The organism is Paenibacillus sp. FSL R5-0486, from assembly GCF_037975155.1.
Lineage (GTDB): Bacteria > Bacillota > Bacilli > Paenibacillales > Paenibacillaceae > Paenibacillus > Paenibacillus amylolyticus.
In genome coordinates this window covers 4100516-4126370 of the sequence record NZ_CP150237.1, presented here as the reverse complement: position 1 = coordinate 4126370, position 25855 = coordinate 4100516, and the positions used below count along the sequence as shown (strand labels likewise).

24 protein-coding genes and 1 riboswitch are annotated in these 25855 nt (G+C 44.9%); of the genes, 23 read left to right on the top strand and 1 reads right to left on the bottom strand.

Annotated elements, in window-relative coordinates:
• Positions 1–311: 311 nt before the first annotated feature.
• Positions 312–1352, top strand: a complete 1041-nt coding sequence (locus tag MKY01_RS18310) for a hypothetical protein (protein WP_339282969.1) — start codon at positions 312–314, stop codon at positions 1350–1352.
• A gap of 480 nt (positions 1353–1832) precedes the next feature.
• Here MKY01_RS18310 and MKY01_RS18305 read toward each other — a convergent pair whose 3' ends face one another.
• On the bottom strand, positions 1833–2378 hold the full coding sequence (locus MKY01_RS18305; protein WP_036613600.1) for a cupin domain-containing protein: 546 nt from the start codon (positions 2376–2378) through the stop codon (positions 1833–1835).
• Between the two features lie 179 nt (positions 2379–2557).
• On the opposite strand from MKY01_RS18305, the gene metH reads away from it, so the two are divergent.
• The 22 genes from metH (at position 2558) to MKY01_RS18195 (ending at position 25852) form a co-directional block, all read left to right on the top strand.
• On the top strand, positions 2558–5998 hold the full coding sequence (metH, locus tag MKY01_RS18300; RefSeq protein WP_339282967.1) for a methionine synthase: 3441 nt from the start codon (positions 2558–2560) through the stop codon (positions 5996–5998).
• A gap of 77 nt (positions 5999–6075) precedes the next feature.
• Positions 6076–7014 (top strand): ribonuclease Z, encoded by a 939-nt coding sequence (gene rnz / locus MKY01_RS18295; protein ID WP_017688042.1) that lies wholly within the window; start codon positions 6076–6078, stop codon positions 7012–7014.
• Between the two features lie 128 nt (positions 7015–7142).
• Entirely contained in the window at positions 7143–7289 is a 147-nt protein-coding gene (locus MKY01_RS18290) for a hypothetical protein (protein WP_157116158.1), read from the top strand.
• An 81-nt stretch (positions 7290–7370) separates the two neighbouring features.
• Complete coding sequence (locus MKY01_RS18285; RefSeq protein WP_051449967.1) at positions 7371–8180, top strand: TIGR01457 family HAD-type hydrolase; 810 nt, start codon at positions 7371–7373, stop codon at positions 8178–8180.
• 6 nt (positions 8181–8186) lie between these two features.
• A complete protein-coding gene (locus tag MKY01_RS18280) occupies positions 8187–9008 on the top strand; it encodes a DNA-formamidopyrimidine glycosylase family protein (protein ID WP_091020715.1) in 822 nt (273 codons plus the stop codon).
• Positions 8998–9846, top strand: coding sequence for a deoxyribonuclease IV (locus MKY01_RS18275; protein ID WP_127547739.1), 849 nt, complete (start codon positions 8998–9000; stop codon positions 9844–9846). The genes MKY01_RS18280 and MKY01_RS18275 overlap by 11 nt, the downstream gene beginning before the upstream one ends.
• 19 nt (positions 9847–9865) lie before the next feature.
• Positions 9866–10204, top strand: coding sequence for a cyclic-phosphate processing receiver domain-containing protein (locus MKY01_RS18270; protein ID WP_017688046.1), 339 nt, complete (start codon positions 9866–9868; stop codon positions 10202–10204).
• Entirely contained in the window at positions 10204–10521 is a 318-nt protein-coding gene (locus tag MKY01_RS18265; RefSeq protein ID WP_036613610.1) for a thioredoxin family protein, read from the top strand. The genes MKY01_RS18270 and MKY01_RS18265 overlap by 1 nt, the downstream gene beginning before the upstream one ends.
• 2 nt (positions 10522–10523) lie before the next feature.
• Positions 10524–11297: an ATP-binding cassette domain-containing protein gene (locus MKY01_RS18260; RefSeq protein ID WP_076250619.1), complete on the top strand. Its 774-nt coding sequence runs from the start codon at positions 10524–10526 to the stop codon at positions 11295–11297.
• 6 nt (positions 11298–11303) lie between these two features.
• On the top strand, positions 11304–12353 hold the full coding sequence (locus MKY01_RS18255) for an SAM-dependent methyltransferase (protein WP_339282964.1): 1050 nt from the start codon (positions 11304–11306) through the stop codon (positions 12351–12353).
• A gap of 227 nt (positions 12354–12580) precedes the next feature.
• Entirely contained in the window at positions 12581–14059 is a 1479-nt protein-coding gene (locus tag MKY01_RS18250; RefSeq protein ID WP_339282963.1) for a serine/threonine protein kinase, read from the top strand.
• 24 nt (positions 14060–14083) lie between these two features.
• Positions 14084–15103 (top strand): SAF domain-containing protein, encoded by a 1020-nt coding sequence (locus tag MKY01_RS18245; protein WP_076250215.1) that lies wholly within the window; start codon positions 14084–14086, stop codon positions 15101–15103.
• Positions 15104–15177: 74 nt separating this feature from the next.
• The gene (locus MKY01_RS18240; protein ID WP_339282959.1) at positions 15178–15891 is read left to right on the top strand and encodes a hypothetical protein; all 714 of its coding nucleotides are present in this window, start codon (positions 15178–15180) and stop codon (positions 15889–15891) included.
• Positions 15888–16718, top strand: coding sequence for a hypothetical protein (locus MKY01_RS18235; protein ID WP_076250218.1), 831 nt, complete (start codon positions 15888–15890; stop codon positions 16716–16718). The genes MKY01_RS18240 and MKY01_RS18235 overlap by 4 nt, the downstream gene beginning before the upstream one ends.
• Positions 16719–16725: 7 nt before the next feature.
• Positions 16726–18552: an ATPase, T2SS/T4P/T4SS family gene (locus tag MKY01_RS18230; protein WP_339282958.1), complete on the top strand. Its 1827-nt coding sequence runs from the start codon at positions 16726–16728 to the stop codon at positions 18550–18552.
• Entirely contained in the window at positions 18542–20608 is a 2067-nt protein-coding gene (locus tag MKY01_RS18225; RefSeq protein ID WP_339282957.1) for a hypothetical protein, read from the top strand. The genes MKY01_RS18230 and MKY01_RS18225 overlap by 11 nt, the downstream gene beginning before the upstream one ends.
• Positions 20609–20670: 62 nt before the next feature.
• The gene (locus MKY01_RS18220) at positions 20671–21156 is read left to right on the top strand and encodes a hypothetical protein (protein WP_036673846.1); all 486 of its coding nucleotides are present in this window, start codon (positions 20671–20673) and stop codon (positions 21154–21156) included.
• Positions 21157–21172: 16 nt separating this feature from the next.
• Positions 21173–21571 carry a hypothetical protein gene (locus tag MKY01_RS18215; protein ID WP_339282956.1) on the top strand — a complete coding sequence of 133 codons (399 nt, stop codon included), beginning with the start codon at positions 21173–21175 and terminating at the stop codon, positions 21569–21571.
• Positions 21568–22119: a hypothetical protein gene (locus MKY01_RS18210; RefSeq protein ID WP_339282954.1), complete on the top strand. Its 552-nt coding sequence runs from the start codon at positions 21568–21570 to the stop codon at positions 22117–22119. The genes MKY01_RS18215 and MKY01_RS18210 overlap by 4 nt, the downstream gene beginning before the upstream one ends.
• Positions 22106–23089: a hypothetical protein gene (locus MKY01_RS18205; RefSeq protein ID WP_339282952.1), complete on the top strand. Its 984-nt coding sequence runs from the start codon at positions 22106–22108 to the stop codon at positions 23087–23089. Before MKY01_RS18210 ends, MKY01_RS18205 begins: the two co-directional genes overlap by 14 nt.
• 138 nt (positions 23090–23227) lie before the next feature.
• Positions 23228–24778 (top strand): ABC-F family ATP-binding cassette domain-containing protein, encoded by a 1551-nt coding sequence (locus tag MKY01_RS18200; protein ID WP_036613631.1) that lies wholly within the window; start codon positions 23228–23230, stop codon positions 24776–24778.
• 75 nt (positions 24779–24853) lie between these two features.
• A riboswitch (TPP riboswitch) is annotated at positions 24854–24963 on the top strand.
• A 226-nt stretch (positions 24964–25189) separates the two neighbouring features.
• Positions 25190–25852, top strand: a complete 663-nt coding sequence (locus tag MKY01_RS18195) for a thiamine phosphate synthase (RefSeq protein ID WP_339282950.1) — start codon at positions 25190–25192, stop codon at positions 25850–25852.
• The last annotated feature ends 3 nt before the right edge of the window (positions 25853–25855 follow it).

The window sequence follows — 25855 nt, the reverse complement described above, 5'->3', positions numbered from 1 at the left end:
AGTCATTCAAATGTCTACTGTGCTTTATTATGTACGTATTCCTAATGGGATACCATAATACTGCAATTCTTGAATGGAGGGAATTCGAAGTGGAATACCTACCTTTTCACTGATCTGTGCCTCCCGAGCTCGCTCGAATTAATAGATCACAGACGACGCAAATGCTTGGGGTGTAAAACGGCTCACGAATTCCTTTTCGCTCATCTGTCACCCTGGGCTTGACAATCGGTCATAAAGAAAAATGAAATTTAATCCTTTTAATGGATTATAGGAATCCAAATAGTTACTAAGCCCACCCAAAGGAGACTCTTATGGATAAAATCATCTCTCTTACTGATTTTCAATATTTCAACGGTATGAAAAAAATGTTCCCACATAGCAATCATCCCTTCCTAAATTGCAGCCATAATTCTCTAATGACAATTGCCGACTATTTCAAAAAGGATAAGTTTTCTATAGTTAATAATTTCACCACGATATACAGATTTGATAAAGATAAACTAGGAAGTACCGGTTATTTCAAACTGGATATTTTGAACTTTAAGAGGCTAGATGAAGTAATGGATGAAATGTGTATTTCAATGAATTTTACTTCACCACATATAGATTCGTTACAATCAGAAATCATTAGTTCGCTTTCAAAAGGAAACCCAGTTTCCCTTGTTATTGATTTATATTATCAAAGAGGCCGTGAGTTTTATTTTAACAAAAAGCATGGTCTACATCCCATTTTAGTTTACGGCTTTAATTTAACAACCAATGAGGTCTATATTGTTGATGATATAACGGAGTATAAGAAGTACGTTGTACCGTTTACGGAAATTAAAAAAGCTTGTATGAGTGAAGAAATCAAGCCAGATGAGCCTTATTTTATTGAATTTATAAACAATGTTAATTATCATCATGAGAGAGACCATAAGGAAATGTTGCACGAAAGTATCAAACGTCTTAAAGATAATATGCTGAACCATCAGGACGAAATAATTGAAGGGATACAAAGTATATCATTATTGGCTGATTTTTACGGAGATAGTATAACTAACGAAGATATTATAGAAACTTTAAGTAGCACCATCTATAGAAAGTGTTCGGAAAAGTTTAGATTAGTCGCTCTTTATGAACAACTTAATCCAGATCTTATCCATACAACAAAAGAAGAAATTGATTTAATAATTAATGAAATTATTATGGATTGGACAAATATTAGGGCAATTACGACCAAGGCTATCTTCTCACAAAACATTAATAGCGACACAGTTCGTAAATGCGTCCAGTTAATTAGACATTTACATGACAAAGAATTAAAGTTCATAAAGCAATTTTATAATCTACTTAATATTTTAGCCATCTAGAGGAGCTTTCTCTGGCATAACTTCTGGAGCTATGAGGCATCGCAGTCGTAATTTTTCATCCGTATCACGTCAACCAAAGCAAGGGAGTTGAAGAATCTATAAACGAGCTTAGGTTCTAAACGAGCATGCAACTACTTGAAGCGGGCAAAACTTATATTGGAGTCTCAGCGGTCTTACATCGTCTAATATCGAGTTGATGATTCTTTTGGAGCAATATGAGTTGTTTGCTGTTTGCCAAGTAACTTGAAGATAGTATGCTGGAAGTAGGCAAATGTTCGAATTCCAGGCACGAAAGAAATGCTAACCTAGTGAGAAGTAAAGATCACGGAAAAAATGAAAACGGGACGAAGTAAGATAGATCTCTACTTCGTCCCGTTTTCAACTTATGAGAATTGTTTCACTAAACCGATCGATTTAAAGGTCAGTTCGTTTGGGTCTTTGGGTCAGGGGCCATGAAAAACCTGAACACATCTTGAAGGGTCAGGCGTTCTTGATAAAAGTAGGATCAGGGTATGGATCTGCAATCCAGCCATCTTTTTCGATGAACAGACGTACAGCAATAATTTGTTTGTTCTCCATTAAAGTGAAGAAGTGCGGTGTATTCTCAGGTACAGAGATAACGTCTCCAGGAGACAGTTCTACATTAAAGTAGCCCACATCATCTGTAGCTTTGATAACAAAGATTCCTTTACCAGCAACAATTGCACGGATCTCATCTTCAGCGTGGGTGTGAATTTCTTCGAACTTGGCGAGCTTTTCTTCGATATCTGGTGTTTGTTCGGACAGCGTGATGACATCCCAGATCTGGTACCCGCGACGTGCAGCCAAATCTCTGATTTCATAATCGTAAGTTTCCAAAACCTCGGTTTTCTGTTCATCAGTTAATCCAAAGTTATTTTGCAGATCAGTGTTCAGTTTGGAAGCGTCCCACTTCTCATATAATACTTCGTATTTGTTTAAGAAATTTCGAACATTTTCGTCACCAGTGATGCGTTCGTTCGTATTTCGGATAACAATTTCAGCCATGTTCTTTCCCTCTTTTCCACTTGGTTTAATTGAATTATATCGGATTGCTTTGTTTTTGTCGATTCTCAAATTCCGTTCATATTCGTGCAAACCCGCCATCTTTCGGGACCAAACCCGATCTTTCACATTAAGTTAGTTTCTGTTAAACTAAGATCTAACGTTTTGCGGGGGTGAAGATATTGGATAAGATTAGTCTACACGATGCATTAAAACAACGAATATTAATCCTCGACGGTGCAATGGGGACCATGATTCAACAAGTTGATCTGACTGGCGAAGATTTTGGCGGCGAAGATCTGGATGGATGTAATGAAATGTTAGTGCTTACTCGTCCAGAACTGATCCAGCGCATTCATGAAGAATATCTGGAGGCGGGCGCCGATTTAATTGAAACCAATACATTTGGTGCCACATCCGTTGTGCTTGCTGAGTACGATATTCAGGATCGGGCACGCGAGATCAACCTGGAAGCAGCCAGAATTGCGAAAGCTGCGGTTGATCGTTTCTCTACACCTGAATCTCCACGTTATGTGGTAGGTGCGATGGGACCAACAACCAAAACACTGTCTGTAACTGGGGGCGTAACGTTCCAGGAACTTATCGACAGTTATTTGGAGCAAGCGCTTGCTTTAATAGAGGGAGGCGTTGATGCGCTACTACTCGAAACCTCACAGGACACCCTCAATGTAAAAGCAGGCAGCATTGGAATTCAGCAGGCCTTCGAACAGAGTGGTGTTACACTGCCCCTGATGATATCAGGAACGATAGAACCGATGGGAACGACCCTTGCAGGTCAGAACATCGAATCCTTTTATATATCCTTAGAACACCTTAACCCAATTTCGGTAGGACTAAACTGTGCTACGGGTCCAGAGTTCATGCGTGATCACATTCGCTCACTTTCCGCGATGGCATCGGTTGCCGTTAGTTGTTACCCGAACGCGGGTCTTCCGGATGAGAATGGTAATTACCATGAGTCACCTGACTCGCTTGCTCAGAAGATTGGTGCTTTTGCCGAACAGGGCTGGTTGAATATCGCTGGTGGATGTTGCGGGACAACCCCTGCACATATTCGGGCGATGCGCGATACACTTGCCCAGTACCCCCCAAGAGAAATGAACGGAACACATCCACCGGCATTGTCTGGTATAGAACCGATCTACATCGAACAGGACAATCGCCCATATATGGTCGGAGAGCGTACAAATGTGCTGGGATCACGGAAATTCAAACGCCTCATTGTAGAAGGCAAATATGAAGAAGCCTCGGAAATTGCACGTGCTCAAGTGAAAAATGGAGCGCACATTGTCGATGTGTGTGTACAAGACCCAGACCGTGAAGAGTCTGAAGACATGGTGAAGTTCCTTGAATTGGTTGTAAAAAAAGTGAAGGTTCCTCTCATGATCGATACGACAGATGCTTCAGTAATTGATCTGGCCCTCCAGTACTCACAAGGTAAAGCGATAATTAACTCTATTAACCTTGAGGATGGCGAAGAGAAATTTGAGCTGATTACACCGTTGCTTCATAAATATGGTGGTGCAGTAGTTGTCGGAACGATTGACGAACGGGGTCAGGCGATTAGTCGGGAAGACAAGCTTGACGTAGCCAAGCGCTCTTACGATTTGCTGGTGAACAAATATGGACTCAAACCAGAAGACCTGATTTTTGATACTTTGGTGTTCCCGGTAGGTACGGGAGATGAACAGTACATCGGTTCAGCCAAAGAAACCATTGAAGGTATAAGAGTGATTAAGGAAGCGATGCCAGAATGTCATACGATCCTAGGGATCAGTAACATTTCATTTGGACTGCCTGAAGCGGGCCGTGAGGTGCTGAACTCAGTATTCTTATATGAATGTACCAAAGCAGGTCTTGACTATGCGATCGTGAACACAGAGAAACTGGAGCGTTATGCCTCCATTCCTGAAGAAGAACGCAGACTCTCCGAAGAGCTTTTATATAACACGAATGATGACACTCTGGCGGCGTTCGTAGCGGCGTTCCGTAACAAGAAGGTTGAGAAGAAGGAAAAAATCTCGAACCTTTCATTAGAAGAGCGTCTCGCTTCATATGTAGTCGAAGGAAGTAAAGAAGGATTGCTGCCAGATCTCGAACAGGCACTTGCAAAATATACAGCACTTCAAGTGATTAACGGTCCACTGATGCGTGGGATGGAGGAAGTAGGTCGTCTCTTTAACAACAATGAGTTGATTGTAGCTGAGGTGTTGCAGAGTGCGGAGGTTATGAAGGCTTCTGTAGCATATCTGGAGCAATTCATGGAGAAGAACGAAACTTCGGTTAAAGGCAAGATCATTCTGGCCACAGTCAAGGGCGATGTGCATGACATCGGTAAGAACCTGGTTGAGATCATCCTTTCCAATAACGGTTACCGAATCATTAATTTGGGTATAAAAGTACCACCTGAACGTATCATTGAGGCATACCGAGAAGAAAAAGTCGATGCGATCGGTCTCTCGGGTCTATTGGTAAAATCAGCGCAACAGATGATTCTTACCGCTCAGGATTTGCGAACAGCAGGTATTGATGTGCCTATTATGGTTGGCGGAGCGGCGCTAACACGCAAATTCACCAAAAATCGTATCCGTCCTGAATATAACGGAATGGTTGTATATGCCAAAGATGCGATGGATGGTCTGGATCTGGCGAACAAATTGATGAATCCTGTTTCACGTGAAGTGATGCAACTGGAGATGGAAGCTGAGAAAGAAGCTGATGCTTCAGGTGCTGTAGCTGTTCAGGCTCTTCCAGAGCTTACGCGAGTGGAGCGTTCGGATATTGCTGTAGATCATCCGGTTCTTGTCCCGCCTGATCTGGATCGGCATACGATGCGTAACTATCCTTTATCACATATCCTGCCATACGTGAACATGCAGATGTTGCTTGGACATCATCTGGGGTTGCGCGGCTCAGTAGAACAACTGCTTGCTTCAGGTGATAAGAAGGCTACCGACCTGAAAGCAGTCGTGGATGATATCATGCAAGAGGCTGTTCGTGACGGGATTATTCAGGCGCATGCCATGTATCGTTTCTTCCCGGCTCAGTCCAGTGGTAACAGCGTCATTATCTATGATCCAAAGGACACCAGTAATATTTTGCATACATTTACGTTCCCACGTCAAAAAGTCGAGCCGTTCCTATGCCTGTCCGACTTCCTGAAACCTGTTGAATCCGGTCAGATGGATTACGTTGGTTTCATGGTAGTTACTGCCGGACACGGTGTGCGTGAACTATCCACGGCGTGGAAAGATCAAGGGGATTATCTTCGCTCGCATGCTCTGCAATCCGTAGCGCTCGAAGTAGCAGAGGGATTAGCTGAGCGTGTGCATCATATGATGAGAGATATCTGGGGATTCCCGGACTCTGCCCAGATGACCATGAAGCAACGTCATGGTGCACGCTATCAAGGGATAAGAGTATCTTTTGGATATCCGGCTTGTCCGGATCTGGAAGACCAAGGGCCGCTGTTCAAGTTACTACAGCCTGAGGATATCGGTGTGGAATTGACGGAAGGTTTCATGATGGAACCTGAAGCTTCCGTATCAGCGATGGTATTCAGCCATCCGCAAGCTAAGTATTTTAATGTAGAGAAGGCATAAATTCAGTAGAGTGTCAGGCAAAGCCCTCCGCATTGTCGGAGGTTTTTTGCTGGCAACAGAAAGAGGTGCGATCCAGAATGGAACTATATTTCCTGGGAACTAATGCTGGTGTACCTACGCTTCAACGGAATGTAACTTCCATTGGGCTACGCATGTTGGATGAGCGCAGAGCTTTGTGGTTGTTTGACTGCGGGGAAGGGACGCAGCACCAGATTTTAAGTTCTCCGCTTAAACTGAGCAAATTGGAGAAAATATTCATTACACATCTGCATGGTGATCATGTATTTGGACTTCCAGGACTGCTTTCGAGCAGAGCCTATCAAGGTGGCACCACACCATTAACCGTATATGGTCCGCCAGGTACGGAACGAATGATCAGTACAACAATGGAGCTGAGCCAATCCCGGGTTAACTATGATTTGAATATCGTGGAACATACGGGCGGCGTCCTGTTCGAGGATGACAGTTTTATCGTGGAAGCTGCTTTGCTTGAGCATCGGATTGACAGTTATGGATACCGGATTACCGAAAAAGATCGTCCAGGAAGCCTGGATCCAGCCAAACTGGCGGAATATGGTCTGAAACCAGGCCCATTGTTCGGCCGACTGAAACGTGGAGAAACCATTACGTTGGATAACGGTGATTCGCTTCGTCCAGAAGATGTATTGGGAGCGCCCAAGCGTGGTATGGTGATCACCATATTGGGTGATACACGTCCATGTGACAACGTACAGCCACTTTCCATAAATGCAGATGTACTTGTACATGAAGCTACATTCATGCATGATCTGGCCGATACAGCGCATGAGTACTATCATAGTACTTCTAAACAAGCGGCAGAAGCGGCTAGAGCAGCCAATGTAGGGCAACTAATCATGACTCACTTCAGTTCACGCTATAAGGATGAGGATCAACTTCAGCCACTTTTGGAAGAGGCGCAGTCCGTATTCCCGAATACCAGACTTGCAAACGAACACCAGCTTATTCCTGTCGTGCATCGCAAGCAAGAATCTTAACCCTGATTGCGAACCAGTGCACGGCTAAACACGTCATATAAAGATCCGGGTAATTGCACGGGACTGAGGGTGAGGAACTCCCGCGGTCCCTTTTGCAATCTGGTCAGAAAGCGTGTAGGATGGGCAATATGAAGAGGGAAATGATTCAAATTATTTTCCGGGAAAGCGCAGGAAATGACAAGCTTGTACAGAAGACGCGCGAGTTAAACCGTCGGTGTTCGATCCGGTTCGACTTGTTGCGTGCATATGCCAGCAAGCCATTATTTTTTGCCTGAATACATAGGTTCGCTGTCAAGTTCGAGGTAATTGATTAAGGACATGAAACGTTAATGGAATGAAGAAAGGAAGTGCTGTGTGTGATTAAGGCCTATCTGATTGACTTGGATGGTACGCTCTATCATGGCAGACATCGTATCGAAGGAGCCGATCAGCTTATTCGAACACTGCAAGAGCTAGGAAAGCCGTATTTATTCGTAACAAATAATTCTTCCCGTACACCACAAGGTGTGGCAGATCATCTGAACGGGATGGGCATACCTGCCGACGCGTCTCAAGTATGTACTTCTGCTGTGGCGGCTGCTGAATATGTTGCTGAAGAGTCCCCGGGTGCAAAAGTGGCATGTATTGGAGAAGCAGGACTGCTGGAAGCCATAGAAGAAGCAGGACTACAGCTGACGGAAGATGTACCAGATTACGTGATACAGGGGATTGATCGTGAATTTTCCTATCATAAACTGACCAAGGCGCTAAGGTGGATTAATGCGGGATCAAAATTCATCATGACCAACCCGGATCTGCAGCTTCCTTCCGATGATGGACTGACACCTGGGGCGGGAACTATTGGAGCAGCAATTGAAGCAGCAACCGGAGTTCATCCTACCGTTATTGGCAAGCCATCGAGTGTTATAATGAAGTCAGCCATTAGCCGGCTAAACCTGGCGTCTCATGAAGTGGCAGTGATCGGAGATAATATGCGAACCGATATTGCAGCTGGAGTGGCAGCAGGGTGTGAGACGCTGTTGGTACTTACCGGTGTGACAACACGGGATAATATGGATGGACACATTCAAGCAGCGAAGGCTCGACCTGATCATGTGTTTGAAGATTTGCATAAATTGATGGAGTGGCTGTCGCAAGAGGCAGACCAAGCTTCCAAAAAGGGGTAATGTACGATGCCGGAACTGCCGGAAATGGAAAATTACCGGACCTTGCTGTCCGAGGAAATACTTGATCTACTGATTACAGGTGTTGTAATTAACCGCGATAAAACGATAAATACGGAGCCTGATCTGTTTATTAATGAACTTACAGGTAATCGCATCATATTTGTTGAGCGCCGAGCGAAGCATCTAATTTTCCACTTGGCTAATGGCAAACGCCTGGTGCTGCACCTCATGTTGGGCGGTATGATTTTCTGGGGCACGGAAGAAGAACGTCCTGATCGTTCCACACAAGTGGAAATTCAGTTTGGCGATCACATTTTATTCTTTATCGGACTGCGCTTGGGTTATTTACATCTGCTTACTTCGAAAGAAACCGAAGAGGCGATGTCTGATCTTGGACCTGAACCTTTAGATCGACGGATGAATGTGGAACGTTTTGCTTCTCTGTTGAAAGGTCGCCGGGGTACGCTCAAGACAACGTTGGTAAACCAACATATTATTGCGGGGATTGGCAATTGTTATTCGGATGAGATTGCTTTTGCTGCCGGTCTGAGACCAAGCTCCAAAACGCAGAACATCGCGACTTCACCAGAGTTGACAGAGCGTTTGTTCCATTCAATGCAGTCCGTGTTGCGTGAAGCAGCTTCTGAGGGCGGTTATATGGAAATGCCGCTGATGCAAGGGGATACGAAGACAGGAAGTTTTGACGAGCAATGTCGCGTATACGATCGGGAAGGCGAGACTTGTCCGCGCTGCGGGGGAACGATTGAACGAGTGGAAATTACGGGCAAGAAGGCATTCTTCTGTCCGAAATGCCAGCATGAAGCCTAAAACCGGAATCGGGGCACATGTCAGCACCAGAGGCGGATTTCTTCAGGCAGCCAAGAGAGCACATGTGATGGGGGCAACGGCGTTTCAGTATTTTCCGAAGAACCCGCGTAGTCTTGGTCTGAAAAGTCTGGATCTCAAGGATGCTGAGCAGTGCAGGGATTGGTGTGAACAGCAGGGACTTGCTTCGATTGCACATTCACCCTATCCCACGAATCCGGCGTTGGGCATGACCCGTGGAGAGGCGGGGTTTCATGCTACAATAGCTTCTATTCGCAATGATCTTGAAATTTCGAATGCTTGCGGTTCTGTTGGGACGGTGGTCCATTTTGGACATATCAAAACAAACAATCCGCTGGAGGGTTATCAGAACCTCATTCATTGTCTGGATACCGCCTTGGAGAATTGGAATGGACATTCAAAGGTACTGATTGAGAATCAGGCAGGTGATCATGGCCCGATGGGCACGACAATGGAAGAAATGATACAGATTCGCAAATTAAGCCGATATCCCGAGCATATTGCTTTTTGTTTTGACACATGCCATGCTTTTGCTTCAGGTTTGTGGTCGTCAGGCAACGAAGCGGCGATGCTCGAAAAGGGCAGGATGCTCGGATATTGGGATAATGTTGCTGCTGTACATTTTAATGATTCCAAATATGCGTCTGGTTCCTGTAAGGATAGACATGCAAGGATCGGACAGGGATATATCGGAAATGAATCAATGAAAGCATTGTTAAAGGCGCCTGAGTTCCAAAAAGCGGTTGTTGTGCTCGAGACAGAAACGGGCGAAGATGGAACGCACCGTGATGATATAGCGCTCATGCGTTCCTGGATATAATGGGGAGAGGAGCGATTGTATGCATGTTTTTTTGGATGACTATCGGGCATGTCCGAAAGGATTTGTTCTGGCAACGAATGCAGAAGAGTGCCTGATGCTGCTAAGAGAAGGTGACGTGGACATTTTGTCTCTGGATTATGAGCTTGGTCCGGATTCGCCTAATGGCGGTGAGGTCGCGGCATCCATTGTACGAGAAGGTTTATTTCCGCGTGAGATCTATTTGCATACGTCCAGTATGTTTGGGAAACGCCAGATGTACGAGATGTTATATAGCAATAAACCGGATTCGGTAACCATTCATAATGGGCCAATGACGGGTGAGGTCATGCTACGTGTTGCCGCGGGAGAAGAAAGCTAATGAAGCCAATTACATCCAAAATGTTAATGCGCAGTGTATGGGAAGGCATGCCACAGGCTGTATTTATATATACCCCTTTATGTGGGACATGTGCGGCAGCCCGCCGTATGTTAGAGGTAGTAGAGCACATGCTACCAGAAGGTATTTTATTGGAAATGAACATTCATGACATTCCTGAACTTGTACAACAATTTAAAATTTCAAGCGTTCCAGCAGTGATGCTATTTGACGGCCAGCAAGATGTTCCAAAAATGGTTTATCGGATGAGCTCTGTGGAGCATCTGCTCTCGGAGATCCGGAAGGCGGTGCTGAAATGAGTATAATCTCGATGGAACATGTCTCACTTAGACGAGAAGAGAATCAAATTTTGGATGACGTACATTTGCGCATTGAACAAGGCGAACATTGGGTTATTTTGGGTCGGAATGGATCTGGCAAAACAACGTTGTTGGAAATGATGAACGGATATATGTTTCCAAGCCAGGGACGTATTGAAGTACTCGGTAATTTGTATGGACAATGTGACGTCAGGGAAGTACGTAAGGAAATCGGTTATATCAGCCAAACGTTGATTGAGAAACTCACACCCAGAGATCCAGTATGGGAGGTCGTCGCTACAGGAGCTTATGCTTTTTTGCGTTTTTATCAGACAATTCCGGATGAAGTAAAAGCAAAGGCAATGAGTTTGCTGGATGACATGGGCTTCGCCAACCTGGCTAACAACCCGCTTGGAACGTTATCCCAAGGGGAGCGCAAAAAAGTCATGCTCGCTCGTTCATTAATGGCCGAGCCAAAATTGCTGATTATGGACGAGCCTTGTGCCGGCCTAGATTTATATGAACGTGAGAAAATGCTGGCTGAAATTGATCGTCTGCGCCAGCGTAACATTACAGTTGTGTATGTAACACATCATGTTGAAGAGATCGTACCTTTATTTACACATGTGGCCTTGATCCGCGATGGACGTATTGCGGCAGCTGGCCCCAAACATGAAGTTTTGACACAAGATACAATTAAGCATACGTACGATGTTCCGGTCGATATCCAGTGGGATAATGCTCGTCCGTGGATACGCGTACGTTCTGGAGGGTAACACAATTTGAGTACACAATCGTCTTGGGAAGAAGGCAACTTCTCCCGTTTTATCTGCACAGCCAATCATGGCTTTGCCCCTTATGCTCAGGAAGAGTTGCGCCGTACGTTTGGTGCGGTGAAGAGCACGGTACTCGTACCAGGAGAAATACTGCTTGCGGGTCTGCCTGTAGCTGAGGAAGAAGTTGCAGATAAGCTGTGGGCAGAGTATCCAACGTTTTTACGTCATATTCAACCTGTTCAGTTTCAGGAGAATACTGAAGATTCGGAGCAGTCTATTGAGAAATTGGTTGCATTTGTGTTGAATCATAAGGAATTGAACGGTGCCTCTGTCGTGCTACAGGTACGGAAGACAGAAGGGGCCTTTTGGCAAGAAAATGCAGTCTCATTGAAGCAACTGCTAACTGAAAAGCTGGATGAGCTAGGCTGTGAATGGGTTGTACGTGATGCTGAATATGTCATTTCTGTATTTGCAACGAATGATATGTTGTATGCCGGCATATCCAGACCTGAACAGAACCTGTCAGACTGGAGCGGGGGAGCCGTACGTTTTCAAAAAGAAGATGGGCAGATCTCGCGGGCCAAATTCAAATTGCTTGAAGCCGAGCTAACGTTTGGCATTGACTTTACTTCATTTCATAAAGCACTTGATATCGGCGCTGCACCAGGTGGATGGACTTCGTTCCTGCTTGAACGCGGGCTTGAAGTAACGGCGGTAGATCCGGCGAAGATGGACGCTACGCTGCTGGCATCACCAAAACTGACTTTTTTGAAGAAAAATGCAGGGGATGTGCGCTTCCGCGAAGGAGAGTTCGATCTGCTCGTATGTGATATGAGTTGGAGTCCGAAGCTGATGAGCCGACTTGTATCAGACCTTCTATACAGTCTGCAACCTGGAGGAACAGCGATTGTTACCGTGAAGTTATTGCATAAAAAGCCGCTCGCACTCATTAAAGATGTGATTGATACGTTTGAGCGTTCGCGGATGCAGATTCAACGTTCCAAGCAGTTGTTCCATAACCGGGAAGAGATTACACTTTATATGGTCAAATATTAAGAGCTCTTGCCTTGATTAAAGCTGTTAAAGGTATTATGAAATTGATTCGATTAAGCTCATTAAATTTTGTGCTTTACAATCTATTCCTGCCTGTACTATAATGATACCAATATTAACCATAACAAACCTGAGGGAAAGCATCCCGAAGTGAACGAAACCGGATATCCGGTCTGTTCTTCTTCGGTGAAGCTTTCCCTTTTTTGTTGTGTATTGAAGGAGGAATTGGTATGAGACATCCGGCCAGGCTGGAACGCGGAAGCCTGCTGGGAGGTAGATATCGCATCGTATCCATTCTGGGAACAGGCGGAATGAGCCATGTATACGAGGCGGAGGATCTGAAGTTGCCGGGCAAGATATGGGCAATTAAAGAAAGCGTAACGATTATGCCATATGAAGGCAGTATGGAGACGGAGGCCGCTCTTCTGACATCACTTCGCCATCCAAGATTGCCGCAAATTGTTGATTTTTTTGTCCCGGATGAAGATGGGTACACGTACTTGGTGATGGAATACATCGACGGGTTAACGCTCAGTGAGTATTTCAAGCAGTGTCGTGGGAAGATCCCGATGGAGCAGTTGACGGAGCTTGTACTTCAATTGCTGGATGTGTTGAGTTATCTGCATAATCTGAATCCACCTGTGATTTATAGGGATCTGAAACCATCAAACATCATGATCACGCCGGAACATGAAGTAAGATTAATTGATTTTGGCATCGCCAGAAGTTACAAACCGCAAAGTGCTGAAGATACCGTTAAGTTGGGAACCGCTGGTTTTGCCGCTCCAGAACAATATGGCTCGGGTCAGACCGATGCGCGTTCAGATCTATATGGACTCGGAGCATTGCTACTGTATCTTATGACAAGTGGTGCGTATACGGAATGGATTCAGGGTGTGGAAAGCTCTATCCGGAGTGATGTTCCGCGGACATACATCCCTGTGGCGAGAAGACTGTTAAGGTATAATGCCGAAGAGCGATTCCAATCTGCCGATGAGGTAAGGAAGGAACTGCTCCGCATACCCGGCGGAACAATGCCCGGTGGAGATACAACGATGACCTTGAATGGGGGAACAAGAGTTATTGCCCTGACTGGTGCTTCATCAGGTGTAGGGGTTACCCATACGGCTATAGCTATCAGTCATTATCTCGAAAGGCAAAACTTCAAAGTAGCTGTGATTGAAATGTCACCTCGCTCTCAATCCTTTGCAAGGATTCAACAAATCGCTCAGGCGGGTAAACCGGTGCCAGCAGGCAGACAGTTTGCAGTGGATGGTGTGCACTATTGGAAACAATCCGGGCGAGCGGATATTTTGTCTTTGCTTGGGGGGAGTTATCAGTTCATCGTGATGGATCTCGGTAGTGGTCAGGATCAGAACCGGCTGGAAGAATTCCTGCGTGCAGATCTACCTATTGTTATAGGCTCAGGTGCCGAATGGAGACAGGCGGAGATTGGTGCTTTTGTTCGATCACATCATCGGTATCCACGAGAGAAATGGATATATTGTCTGCCCCTGGCAGCAAGTGAGGCTGTTCAGCGCATTCGTAAAGCTCTGGATACATCGAGTGTATATGGTCTGCCGTTACATATTGATCCTTTTGACAAGGACGCACAGATGGATAAAGTGTTTTCACATATTTTAACGCATATGATGGGACAGCAGCCCAAGAAACGTTCGTTCTTTTCACGAAGGAAAGTACATGATTAGAAGATTACGAAAGGAGAGCCTCTTTTGTCTAAATTAAGAAAACAAAGCCGTCAACTGATCTATGCCGGACTTATCGGAGCAGGAGCTGTAGGGTTGGTGTTCGGAGGATATGTTATTTACAATGTCAAAACGATGGGGGATGTCAGGTCAGCTGTAGAAGCCCGTTATTTATCGGCATATGAGGAAAAGGAAGCTGAATTAAAGCAACAATGGGATTCGGGAGCACAAGGATGGGTTACGATTCGGGATATTGAAGCAGGTGAACCGATATTACCGGAGGATCTGAAGCTCATTGCTGTTCCGGATGCACAAGCACCGCGAAACCTCTGGTCCAGTACCAAGCAGATGGAAGGCCAAGTGGCCAAAATAGAGTTGAAAAAAGGAACAGCCATTACCACCGAGATGGTGTATGAGGATGTACCGGCTCCTCCCGATTTAAGAAATCGAGAGCTGCAAGTTGTATTACTGCCGTCCTCACTTGTTAAGGGAGATATTATTGATGTTCGTATTCAATTCCCTACCGGACAAGACTATGTTCTCTTATCGAAGAAAAAAGTGGAACGACTCAATGCAGCTACCTTATGGATTACGATGACGGAGGAAGAAATTCTGTCACTCTCAAGTGCAATTGTAGATGCCTATTTACATAAAGCTTCAATCTATGCCTTAACCTATGTAGAACCACAGTTTCAGACACCTGCAATCGCGACGTATCCTGCCAATTCAGAAGTGTTAAAACTGCTGGAGAGTGATCCGAATATTGTTCGACGAGCCGAGCAGGAGTTATCCAGACAGGTGCGAAGTTCGCTTGAAAGTTCACTGGCCGCCTCCATGACAGCACCGTCAAAAGGGGTTGAACAGGATGTGGCACAATCCTCAGTTACATATAACAGTCGTCCATCATCAAATAATCCGGCAACGTCGGATGGAGTGATGTGGAATGATGGTTCAGGAAACGGAGCAGGAGCTAATTCTGGAAGCGTAAATGATCCTGCTGATGCTTCACAAACAGAACAACAGAGCTTGCTAACGGGTGGAGAATAGAGCGAAATCCGAGGTTTACTTTAGAATAATTCAGATAACAGGGGTTTAAGAAAAAGAAAGGAGTTGTAACATCTATGCATACATGGATCTTTGCGGGTTTATGTGAGAAGAATGATCTGATGCTGTATCTTTGCAAGATACTGGCTTCGACAGGCAACAAGGTTTTGCTCGTAGATGGAACCTTACAGCAGAAGTATGGGTACGGTGTAGGTGACAGTCAGCAGTCTTTGCGAATTACGGAATTTGAAGGATTTGATATCGCTTGTCATTTTGTTACTTCAGCAGCAGTAGAGAATCATCTTGAAGTAAATGGCGAGCGATTGGACAGTTATGACTATGTGTTATATGACATGGAGACCTCGCATTTTGCTTCACGTAATCTCTGGCTAACCGCTGATGTAAGAGTCTGGGTGAGTGATTATGAGCGTTACAATCTGGAACGTGGTAAGGGATGGTTGAAGCGGTTGCTTGAAGAACAGTCATTACCTGGTGAGCTGTCATTTCAGCGGCTCTTAATTAACGGGGTTGACTGCAAGCTTGAAGTTCGTTATCTGTGGGCGTATCTGGAGGGCAGTCCGTTTGTGTGGACAGGAGAATCCTTAGTGCTTCCTTGGGATGAGTTAACAGCTGCGGTTAAGCTTGAGAATGAGCATCATCGTCGAGTTCATCTTGGACCTTTGTCACGAAATTACAAAAAGTCGTTGTGTCGCGTGGTCGAGCAGTTAACAGGTTGGGAAAGTGTTCGCAGTCGCCGTGCGATGAAAGAAGCAGAGAGGATGAGAGCATGAGCACCATTACCTTTTGGAGCCCTTTTGCAGGAACGGGTTGCACTTCAAGCACATTAATTAGTGCTTATGCGATGGCACTTCACTACAGGACAAGAGTGTTACTTGTTAATGCAGGCTTTGCAGGAACTGGCACAGAAGCTGCTCTACCATCCAAAGATACGGATTCAGCGGATTTTATGTTCTCCTTTGAAGAGGGTGGCTGGGATGCGATTGAACGGCTGCATTCGAGCGGCAGTCTGAATAAGCACAATCTCAGGGATTATACCAAGCCACTTCTGAAGGAAAGACTTGATTTCCTAACCGGAAAAATTGATGAGATGGAACGTTCCCCGCAGGAACATGGTGAGACAGTGAAAAAGCTACTAAATGTAGCTAACGAGTATTACGATCTGGTTCTTCTGGATGCAGATCATGCTGGTGTTGATTCACAGCTCAAGCTACAGCTGGCGGACTATGTTGTAATTAATCTCGATCAAAATATGCGAAATCTGGAGTTGTTCTTTGAAAAGATCCTGCCAGAACGAATGAACAATAAGAATATACATGTTGTCATTAACAAATACGATTCGCATTCCCGTGCAACGCTTTCCAATATTCGGCGCCAGTTCAGATACAAAGGCACGATGTCTGCGATACCGTACACAACCGGATACTTGGATGCAATGAATCGGCGAGATGTCGCTAGATACTTGCAGTTGGAAAGTTTGACTGAGGATAAGGATATTCGTAAAGGGAGTTTTGCTGCAAGCATGAGCGAACTCGCTCGCCTGATTATGGACGGTGCAGGTATGCGCACAGTTCTGAAGAGGCTGGAAAGGGGAGCGTGAACCTCCGATGCTCTGGAATACCATATGGATAAGTTTGATTTTGATTCTGTGCCTGACTTATATCTGGTTCAAGTATAGAACGTTTCTTCGTGCAAAGAGTGCTCGTGTTCCTGAACAGGAATCATTCACGATTGACATGTTGATTGAGAAGGTGAAGAACTCACTTCATGAGCTTAGTCATAGTCAGCTCGCGGATGCGGGTCTGCATGAAGAAGAATATCGTCGAAGAATTAATCAGCGTGCCGAGATGAGAAAAGCACTGAAGGGCTGTGTCTCAGGCAGTATCAGCGACAAAACGTATGTCAAAAATCTGATAGGGGATCTCCTGACCCGAAGCATAGGGCTGAACAAATCAAATGTGGATGAAGTTATTTTGTTTGCAGAACCAGATTTGCTGACGATCCAGGACCGATTCGAAATTGTATTTTATCTGTACCGACAGCAATTCGGTGTGGATGCACTCTCCCGAATGATTGATACCTACGATCTTGGCAGACTGAGAATGGAGGAAGGTACGGACGATGGAGGAAGTTATTATATCTCTGAGGAGGATATTCAGTATGTGTTCGAGTGCGAATATCGAGAGCTTGGATTCAGAGAAAAGACGGATATCATCGTGCAACGTATCTACCAACATTATAAAGGATTCTCGGTTGTTGATGAGATAAGGGACCAACGTATTGACGGTGTTAGTGGTGGTGTCAGCGGTATGCTTGATGCTGTTCATAATATGGGACTTCGAAAACCGGCATCATGGAATGATTTGCTGGATCAAGGACTGGAGGATAATGCACATGAAGAACCGCTTAGCGGCATGGAAAGTGTCTGGATTTTCTATAAAGGTAAGTCCATTCATCTATCCTTTCTGTCCTTCGGCAGTATTCGTGAACTGAAAAGGGTATGCCAGAATATATACAAATACAATTACCCCGGACAGTTGTCAGAAGCAAGTGGATACAAGGTGAACGAGATGAAAGACGGCTCCCGTGTCGTTGTTGTTAGACCTCCTTTTGCAGAATCGTGGGCGTTCTTCGTCCGGAAGTTCGATATTCCGAATGCTTCACTTGAACAGTTAATTACGGGTAACAACGCAGATCTGCCAATTACATTGCTTCAATACCTGATGAAAGGAAGCCGGATCACAGCTGTGACCGGGGCACAGGGTTCTGGTAAAACAACGTTGCTTATGGCTATGGTCAAACACATCTATGCATCGTACACCCTTCGGGTGCAGGAAATGGCGTTTGAACTTCAATTAAGACGGATCTATAGTCGGCGTAATATTTTGAGTTTCCGAGAAACCGAACACATTTCAGGTCAACAAGGGCTTGATTTGCAGAAAAAAACGGATGGTACCGTCAATATTCTCGGTGAGGTTGCGAGTGATGAGGTGGCCGCATGGATGATTCAAATGTCTCAGGTTGCCAGTCTGTTCACCCTGTTTACCCACCATGCCAAAACGTTTCGTGATCTGGTCTTCTCCCTCCGTAATTCCTTGCTCAAGACAGGTATGTTCCAGCATGAGCATATTGCTGAGGAGCAGGTTGTGAGTGTAATCAACTTCGATGTTCATATGAAGAAAGATGCTGAAGGACGAAGATATATCGAACGAATTACGGAGTGTCTTCCTCGTGCGAATCAAGGTGATAGCGTGGAAGAGAGGGCAGGTTTTACATTTCATAATGTTGTGGAGTACAGAGATGGAGCGTATGTTGCAACAGCTCCAATCTCTTCTGGAAGCATGGTGGATATGCGAGAACAGATGACATTAAAGGATGCCGAGAAGTTTGAACAGTTTATGAAGCAACACTGGGGTGATCAGAATGACAATTAAATGGATTCTGCTCCTCGTATTAAGTATTTGTGCAGGGGGGTTGCTGATTACACTTCTGGTTTTAAGTATGTTACGTCACAGAGGAGGTGGTTCAACAAGTCAATCCGGCGTGATTTTTGTTCCTAGCGGGAAGGGATTCAAAGAACTGGGATCAATCTTGTTGCAGTCCTACCGTCTTGGAATGAAAGTGCCATTGCTATCAGCTTATATTCTACAGGTGCAGAAACGTATTTCATTCCGCCATGTTGGGGATGAGCCCTCACTTCGCAGGCTGACGATGACAGTGGTTCTAATTATTCTTGGAGGTTATGGCGGCATAAGTGTCATTCTGTTTCTTCTGCAGCCGGGTATCGCTTTTGTAATACTGTCCGTGCTCTGTGCTGTGGTACTAAACAGCCTGGTATTGGATATGTGCCTTAGTCGTATGGAGAAAAGGTTGCTGGTGCAGATGTTGGATCTCTTTGCAGATGTAAGGCATCGGTATCATCAGCATGGCATGGTTGAGGAAGCGCTCTATGAAGCCGCTGAAGCAGGTACAGGAGAAGCAGCAGAACAAGTAAGACTGATCTACGAAGCTCTAACTTCTCCAGATCCAAATGAAGCACTTGAGCGTTATTATGAAGTGGCTCCCAACCGTTTTCTCAAAGGATTCGCAGGCGTTTCCTATATGGTCATGGAGTTCGGGGATAAGGACAGAGCACAAGGGTCTATCTATCTCAAGGGACTTGGTAATCTGACTCAGGAGATTCATCTGGAGATTTTGCGGCGTGATAAATTGGATTACCTGCTCAAAGGACTTAATATCATCGCGCTCGCTCCGGTATTATTCACCGCTCCAATCGAACGCTGGGCTAGAGTCAGTTTCCCAACGATGGATGAATTTTATCGCAGCAAAATCGGTTTTGTTACCAAAATATCGATCTATGTGATCATCATCCTTGCTTATTTGCTTCTGCAAAGACTCCAGCAATACGATGAGACCCGTTATCGGTCAGGGCATAAGCATTCATGGTTGGATCAGTTTCTGTACAAGCAAATCTTCATACGGAAATTGGCGATGTTGTTTGCAGCAAAACCTGGCAGTGCACAGTACAGTCAAACGATAAGGCTCATGAGGGAGAGCAGTTCAGAGTTGAAATACGAATGGCTTGCCATTCGACGAGTGTTGTTATTCGCAGGTTGTTTGGTCCTTACAATGGGTTGCATCTTGCTGTTGCACCAGGTTGAACGTAACCACATCTTGTATGATCCAATCCGCGATGATCGAATGTTTGGTGCAATGGCTGAAGCGGATCTCAGGAAAGCTGAGGAAAAAACAGCGTTGGATCAATCCGTGCTGGAAAGTGTAGAAATGAACCGAGGAGCTACATACGAAGAAGTCTCCAAAGCGTTACAGCAGTTATCTCCAGTTCAGTTAGACCATGATACCCAGAATGAGACCATCACGCGCATTATGCAGAAACTTGAGGTATATAACAAACAATATGTACGCTGGTGGGAAATGATTATAGCCATTCTCATGGGTGCAGCGGGGTACTACATGCCCGTATGGCTCATGTTATTTCAGCGGAAAATGCGAAGGTTGGATATGCGACATGAAATCTATCAATTCCAGACAGTGATTTCCATTTTACGTGAGATGGACCGGATGTCAGTCGAGGAGATATTGGAGTGGCTTAATCGATTTGCCGTCATTTTCAAGCGCCCGCTGCAAAAATGTTTGTTGCATTTTGAACATGGACCAGAGCTTGCACTTGAACAATTAAAGGAAGAGGCGGGCTTGCCCGAGTTCCAGCGACTGGTTGATAAATTACAGCTTGCCCTTGGCAAAATCTCAATACGTGAAGCCTTCGATGATCTCGAGAGCATGATGGCATTTTATTTTGAACAACGCAAGCAGGAGTACAGCAAAATGATAGATGTCAAAGCATCATGGGGCAGAACCATCGGATTTACACCTATGTACGCCCTTATCTTTTTGTATCTGGTCATTCCATTGGTCGGTATGAGTTTCTTACAGATGAGCATTTATTATGAGCAAATTCAGAAACTGTAGCACAATTCATCTGTGTGACAGTCTGAAATAGTTTAATAACTTATAACTTGGGAGGATTTATCATGAACAATGCATCAAGCGCTTTAAAGGTGGCAGCAGGGATATTCTTAACAATCGCTTTGATCACAATTGTAGTTCTGTTGTTTATTTCGGCTCAGGAGGCAACCAAGACGGCCCAGAACAATTTTGCTGATATCCAAACCGAGTTGTCCCAGGCTGCATTTACGGTATATGACGGAACAACCATCAGTGGATCACAGGTAACGAATGCGCTGCGTAAATATGCGGACAAGGACCAGTTCGGTATTCAAGTTATTACAGGTAAAAATAAAGCGGGTCAATGGTACGGCAATCAATTAAACATTTCACAGGATCTCAATAATGCGGACTACGGCTCGGTTATTGCACCCGACGATAAAGTGGGGATTATTAACCAGACCATGAGTGAAAAAGAAAATCAATATGTCAATCCAAGTGGTAAATTCAAAGCCATTATCGTAAAAGACCGTTCGAACGTGGTAAGAGGGCTGATCTTCCAGCAATCCTGACAGGAGTTGGTTTAACATGTCAAGGAATACACAGCATCTCATGTTGTTTTGTACGGCGGTTGTCCTTTTTGTGACAGCCTGCCTGTACGGGCAACAGAATGTTAAGATTTTATCAGCGGCCTTGAACGACAGAGTACAGACAACAGCAGGCATGGAAGGTCGGCTGACAACAACACTGCATACCACCAATCTGTATCAGTATAGTGGAGCGGGAGTGTTGCATACCGTTAGACAGATGACAGGCACAGGCATTCCTGTGGAGGTAGATGGAACTTCGTATGTGATCGATCCACTTGTCAGCAAAACAGCGACGATTCCTGTCCAGCTCGATGCCACCTACAGACCAGAGTTTATACGAAATGAAACTGGAGAACTGCTCAAGATTGTTTTTTGGAAGGAGGCGAGTGTGAATTGATTAATGCCGCATCCAAGCTGCTTGCCGTATTGCTCGCAGTCCTTCTGCTCTATGTGTACCCAGCTGCTGAAACAGCCGATCGGCAGGATGATATAGCACGTATGGCGGCTGTTCAGAATGTAACACGTTTTGTTGATGCTGTCCGAACAAAAGGGTATATTTCACCTCGAATGTTGGCTGATTTTGAGGAGCAACTGGCCCAGACGGGCAATGTGTATGATGTGTCGATGGAACATTTACATAAGAAATATGTACCTCACTATATAGACCCGATGGACAATAACAGTTTTAACGGGACCTATGAAGTGGTGCAGGATGGATATTATGCAGCTCAGATTCGAGAAAGACTATTCCCATCCTCAGGTGTGATACCGGTTGATGATCCTGGCCGAAGATATACGTTGACGACAGGGGATTTTTTCACCGTGACGCTCCAAAATACAAATCGTACACCTTCCATGCTCATTCGTGAATGGTTGAGTGGCACGGTTCAGGCTTCAGCAGTATTTGTAACATACGGAGGTATGGTCCTCAATGAAGATTACTGAGCTTTCCATTGTATTCGTGCTGATCTTTTTCCCGCTCTTCTGGATCATCTCACTCCATACGCAAGATGCCGAAGAGGCTCAATATCTTGGCCAACGATACAGATCTGCACTTCAAACTGCAGTCATGGATGCAGGTGCAGTGATGCATCAAAATGAGAAGCAAAATGATGAAGCAGGTTATGATTCAACCAAGTTTGTTAAAGCGGACAAAGAGCTTGCCTTGTTGACATTTACGCAGACGATGGCTTTGAATATGGGGATTCAGAATGATCCTGCAGCTATTCGAAACATGTTTAATTACATTCCTGCCGTGGTTATTCTGGATTATGATGGCTATTATATGTTGTCCACAGAAACAGAGTTGACAGGTAACCGTGAAGATTCTTTAAGGCAAGTGTGGAGTCCCAAGAAACCTTATACATATTCAGATTCTAATGGTAACAGTATTAACTTTACACTGGACGACTACGTATATGCCTTTGACGCAAGCGCAGGGAAATGGATTGAGGGATTCCAAAAAGAACTGGCCTCAAGCACACAGATTCCTTTACTTCAGAATACCAGCGTATTTGAGCAAGTTAGACAAAGCCGGATTGTGACTGCTGTACAGGATGATCTGGCTGATGTGATTAACCGCCATAATGAGTTTGCCAGAAAGAACGGTATTTCCTATACGTTTACGATGCCCCTGATTGCGCAGGAAGATTGGTACAACTCCATTAACGATACAGGGATTATGGCCTTTATCCAAGGTATAGGTGTGGGTGACCAAAAGATCAACAATTATGCGATCGGTGGAGGCAGACTTGTGAAGAAAACGGCCATCGTAGGTGGGGTAGATCCTTTAACGGGTATCAAGTACTATTACCCCTCCACATGTGGTAATGGTTACCGTGCTGAAGAGGTGTTTACAGACGCAAGACAAGCAGCTGCACAAGGCAATTTTGAATATAAATGCTCTAATCGTTAGGGTAGCCTGTATGATAAAATCATGTAAGAGGTTCCTGAACTGTTTACATTACTTTCAGAAAAGACGGGACCTGTGCTAGAATAGGGTTTCGGAACAATAACAAAAGTAATGTCTAATAGATAGGAGCAACCTCATCTTATGAGTTTATTGTCAGTAGAGAACGTAAGTCACAATTTTGGAGATCGCACGTTATTTAAAAATGTATCGTTTCGTTTACTTGCCGGAGAGCGCGTAGGACTTGTTGGTGCCAATGGTGTGGGTAAATCCACATTAATGAACATCCTTACCGGTAAATTGCTTAAAGATAGTGGAAAAGTGGAATGGACACCTAAGGTCCGTTATGGATATCTGGATCAGCACACAAAGCTTACCCCAGGCAAAACCATTCGTGACGTTCTTAAAGATGCATTCCTTCCGTTGCTTGAATTAGAAAAAGAAATGATGAATATAACGGACCAGATGGCAGATGCAGATCCAGATAAGCTGGAGCAGTTGCTGGAAGAGATGGGCGATATTCAGGAACAACTGGAACAGGGCGACTTTTATCTGATTGACGTAAAAGTGGAAGAGATGGCCAATGGACTTGGTTTGTCCGCAATTGGTCTGGATCGGGATGTCGCAGCTCTAAGTGGTGGACAACGTACCAAGGTGCTTCTGGCCAAGCTTCTGCTTGAGAAACCTACAGCTCTTTTGCTGGATGAGCCGACCAACTATCTGGATGTAGAACACATTGAATGGTTGTCACGTTACCTGAAGGACTACCCTCATGCGTTTCTTTTAATCTCCCATGACACGGAATTCATGAATGAAGTCGTAAATGTCATTTATCATTTGGAATTTGCCAAATTAACGAGATATGCAGCGAACTATAACAAGTTCCTCGAGATGGCTGATATGAATAAAGCCCAGCATATTGATGCGTACGAGAAGCAGCAAGAGTACATCAAGAAGCAGGAAGATTTCATTCAGCGTAACAAGGCACGTGCTTCAACTTCTGGTCGAGCGAAGAGCCGGGAGAAGCAACTGGACAGAATTGAACGTATTGATCGTCCAGATGAAGCGGCCAAACCAACGTTCAAATTCAAGGATGCCCGCGCGAGCAGCAAAACGGTCTTTGAGGGCATTGATTTTGAAATTGGATATACGTATCCTTTGCTGCCTAAAATGACAATGACAATTGAACGTGGTGAAAAAATTGCCATCGTAGGTTGTAATGGTGTGGGTAAATCAACACTGCTGAAAACCATCCTGGGAAAAATATCTCCACTCAGTGGAAAGACTTTCTTGGGCGATTATCTCGAAACGGCCTATTTTGAGCAGGAAGTTCGTGCTGGGAATATCACGCCGATTGAGGATGTCTGGAATGAGTTTTCACATTTGACCCAGAATGAGGTCCGGGGTCATCTCGCTCGCTGCGGGTTGAAAAATGAGCACATTACCCGTCCGCTTAACATGCTGAGTGGTGGAGAGCAAGCCAAGGTTCGTCTATGCAAACTCTTGATGCGTGAAAGCAACTGGATTCTATTCGATGAGCCGACGAACCATTTGGATGTCACAGCTAAAGCTGAGTTACAGCGTGCCTTGCAAGAATTCAAGGGAACGGTGTTGCTGGTATCTCATGAACCTGATTTCTACGAGGGTTGGGTTACCAAAACATGGAATGTTGAAGAATGGTCTGAGAAAAACTAGACAATTCAAGCAACGCTTAATAGAAATGAACGGTGACAAAAAAATCCTTCTATGGTAACATAGGCTACAACTTCATATGAACACTAGGGGGGCCGCACGATGTGGCTGAGATGGAAGAATGCGATTCCGGACCCTTTGCACCTGATCTGGATCATACCAGCGTAGGGAAGTGGCGAGCGCGTTTCAGTGAATGACGTGAGCAAACGGCAATTCGAAAGAATTCAACCGTCTTGCTTAGTAAATTGAAACATGCAGTTGCGTGTATAACGTTATGGCTATAAGGTCTATAGCTTTATTGCACGAAATGAACTGTATGTATCAGTCAGTCATCTGGTCCTATAATTAATACGCAGCCACTCCCCTACGGGAGTGGCTTTTTTGTGTTTTCATAGCATTCACGCATGGAAGGAGATGAAAAGTACGGTAATTTCTCATGAACGTGTACACGGATCATTTGAACTGCATGTTGTATCTACGGGTGTAGGGAATCAAGCATCTTTTGTAAAAGCTGCAAAGGACGTTTGGCCATGGGTGGACTACATCCATATACGAGAGAAACAACTCTCGTGGCAACAAAAGATCGGTTGGGCTGAAAGTCTGCGTGGTGTTGGCGTTCCGTCTTGTCGCATCGTTATCAATGGTTCAGAGCTGCCTTCACAGAATGACATCTATGGCGGTGTACATTGGGGGCAAGATGCGATACGTAACTACAACCCTGCTGTTATAAGCAATGTCCAGCGAATTCGTCTGGGTGTATCTGTTCATTCAATCGATGAGGCAAAAATCGCTGAAGAACGGGGAGCCGATTACCTTTTCTTCGGGCATGTCTACTCAACCAACAGTAAGCCTGATCTTGAACCAAGAGGATTATATGCTCTGGCTGAAGTGTGCTCTGGTGTCTCCATTCCTGTCATGGCGATTGGGGGCATCGAACCGGGAAACATTCACGCTATTCGCTCTGCAGGCTCACAGGGAGTCGCTGTGATTTCGAATGTATGGGCGAGCGATTCCCCGGATCGGGCCGCTGAATCATTAAGGCAGGCTATCGTTGCTACAGAAAGTTTGAGCCGCTGAATC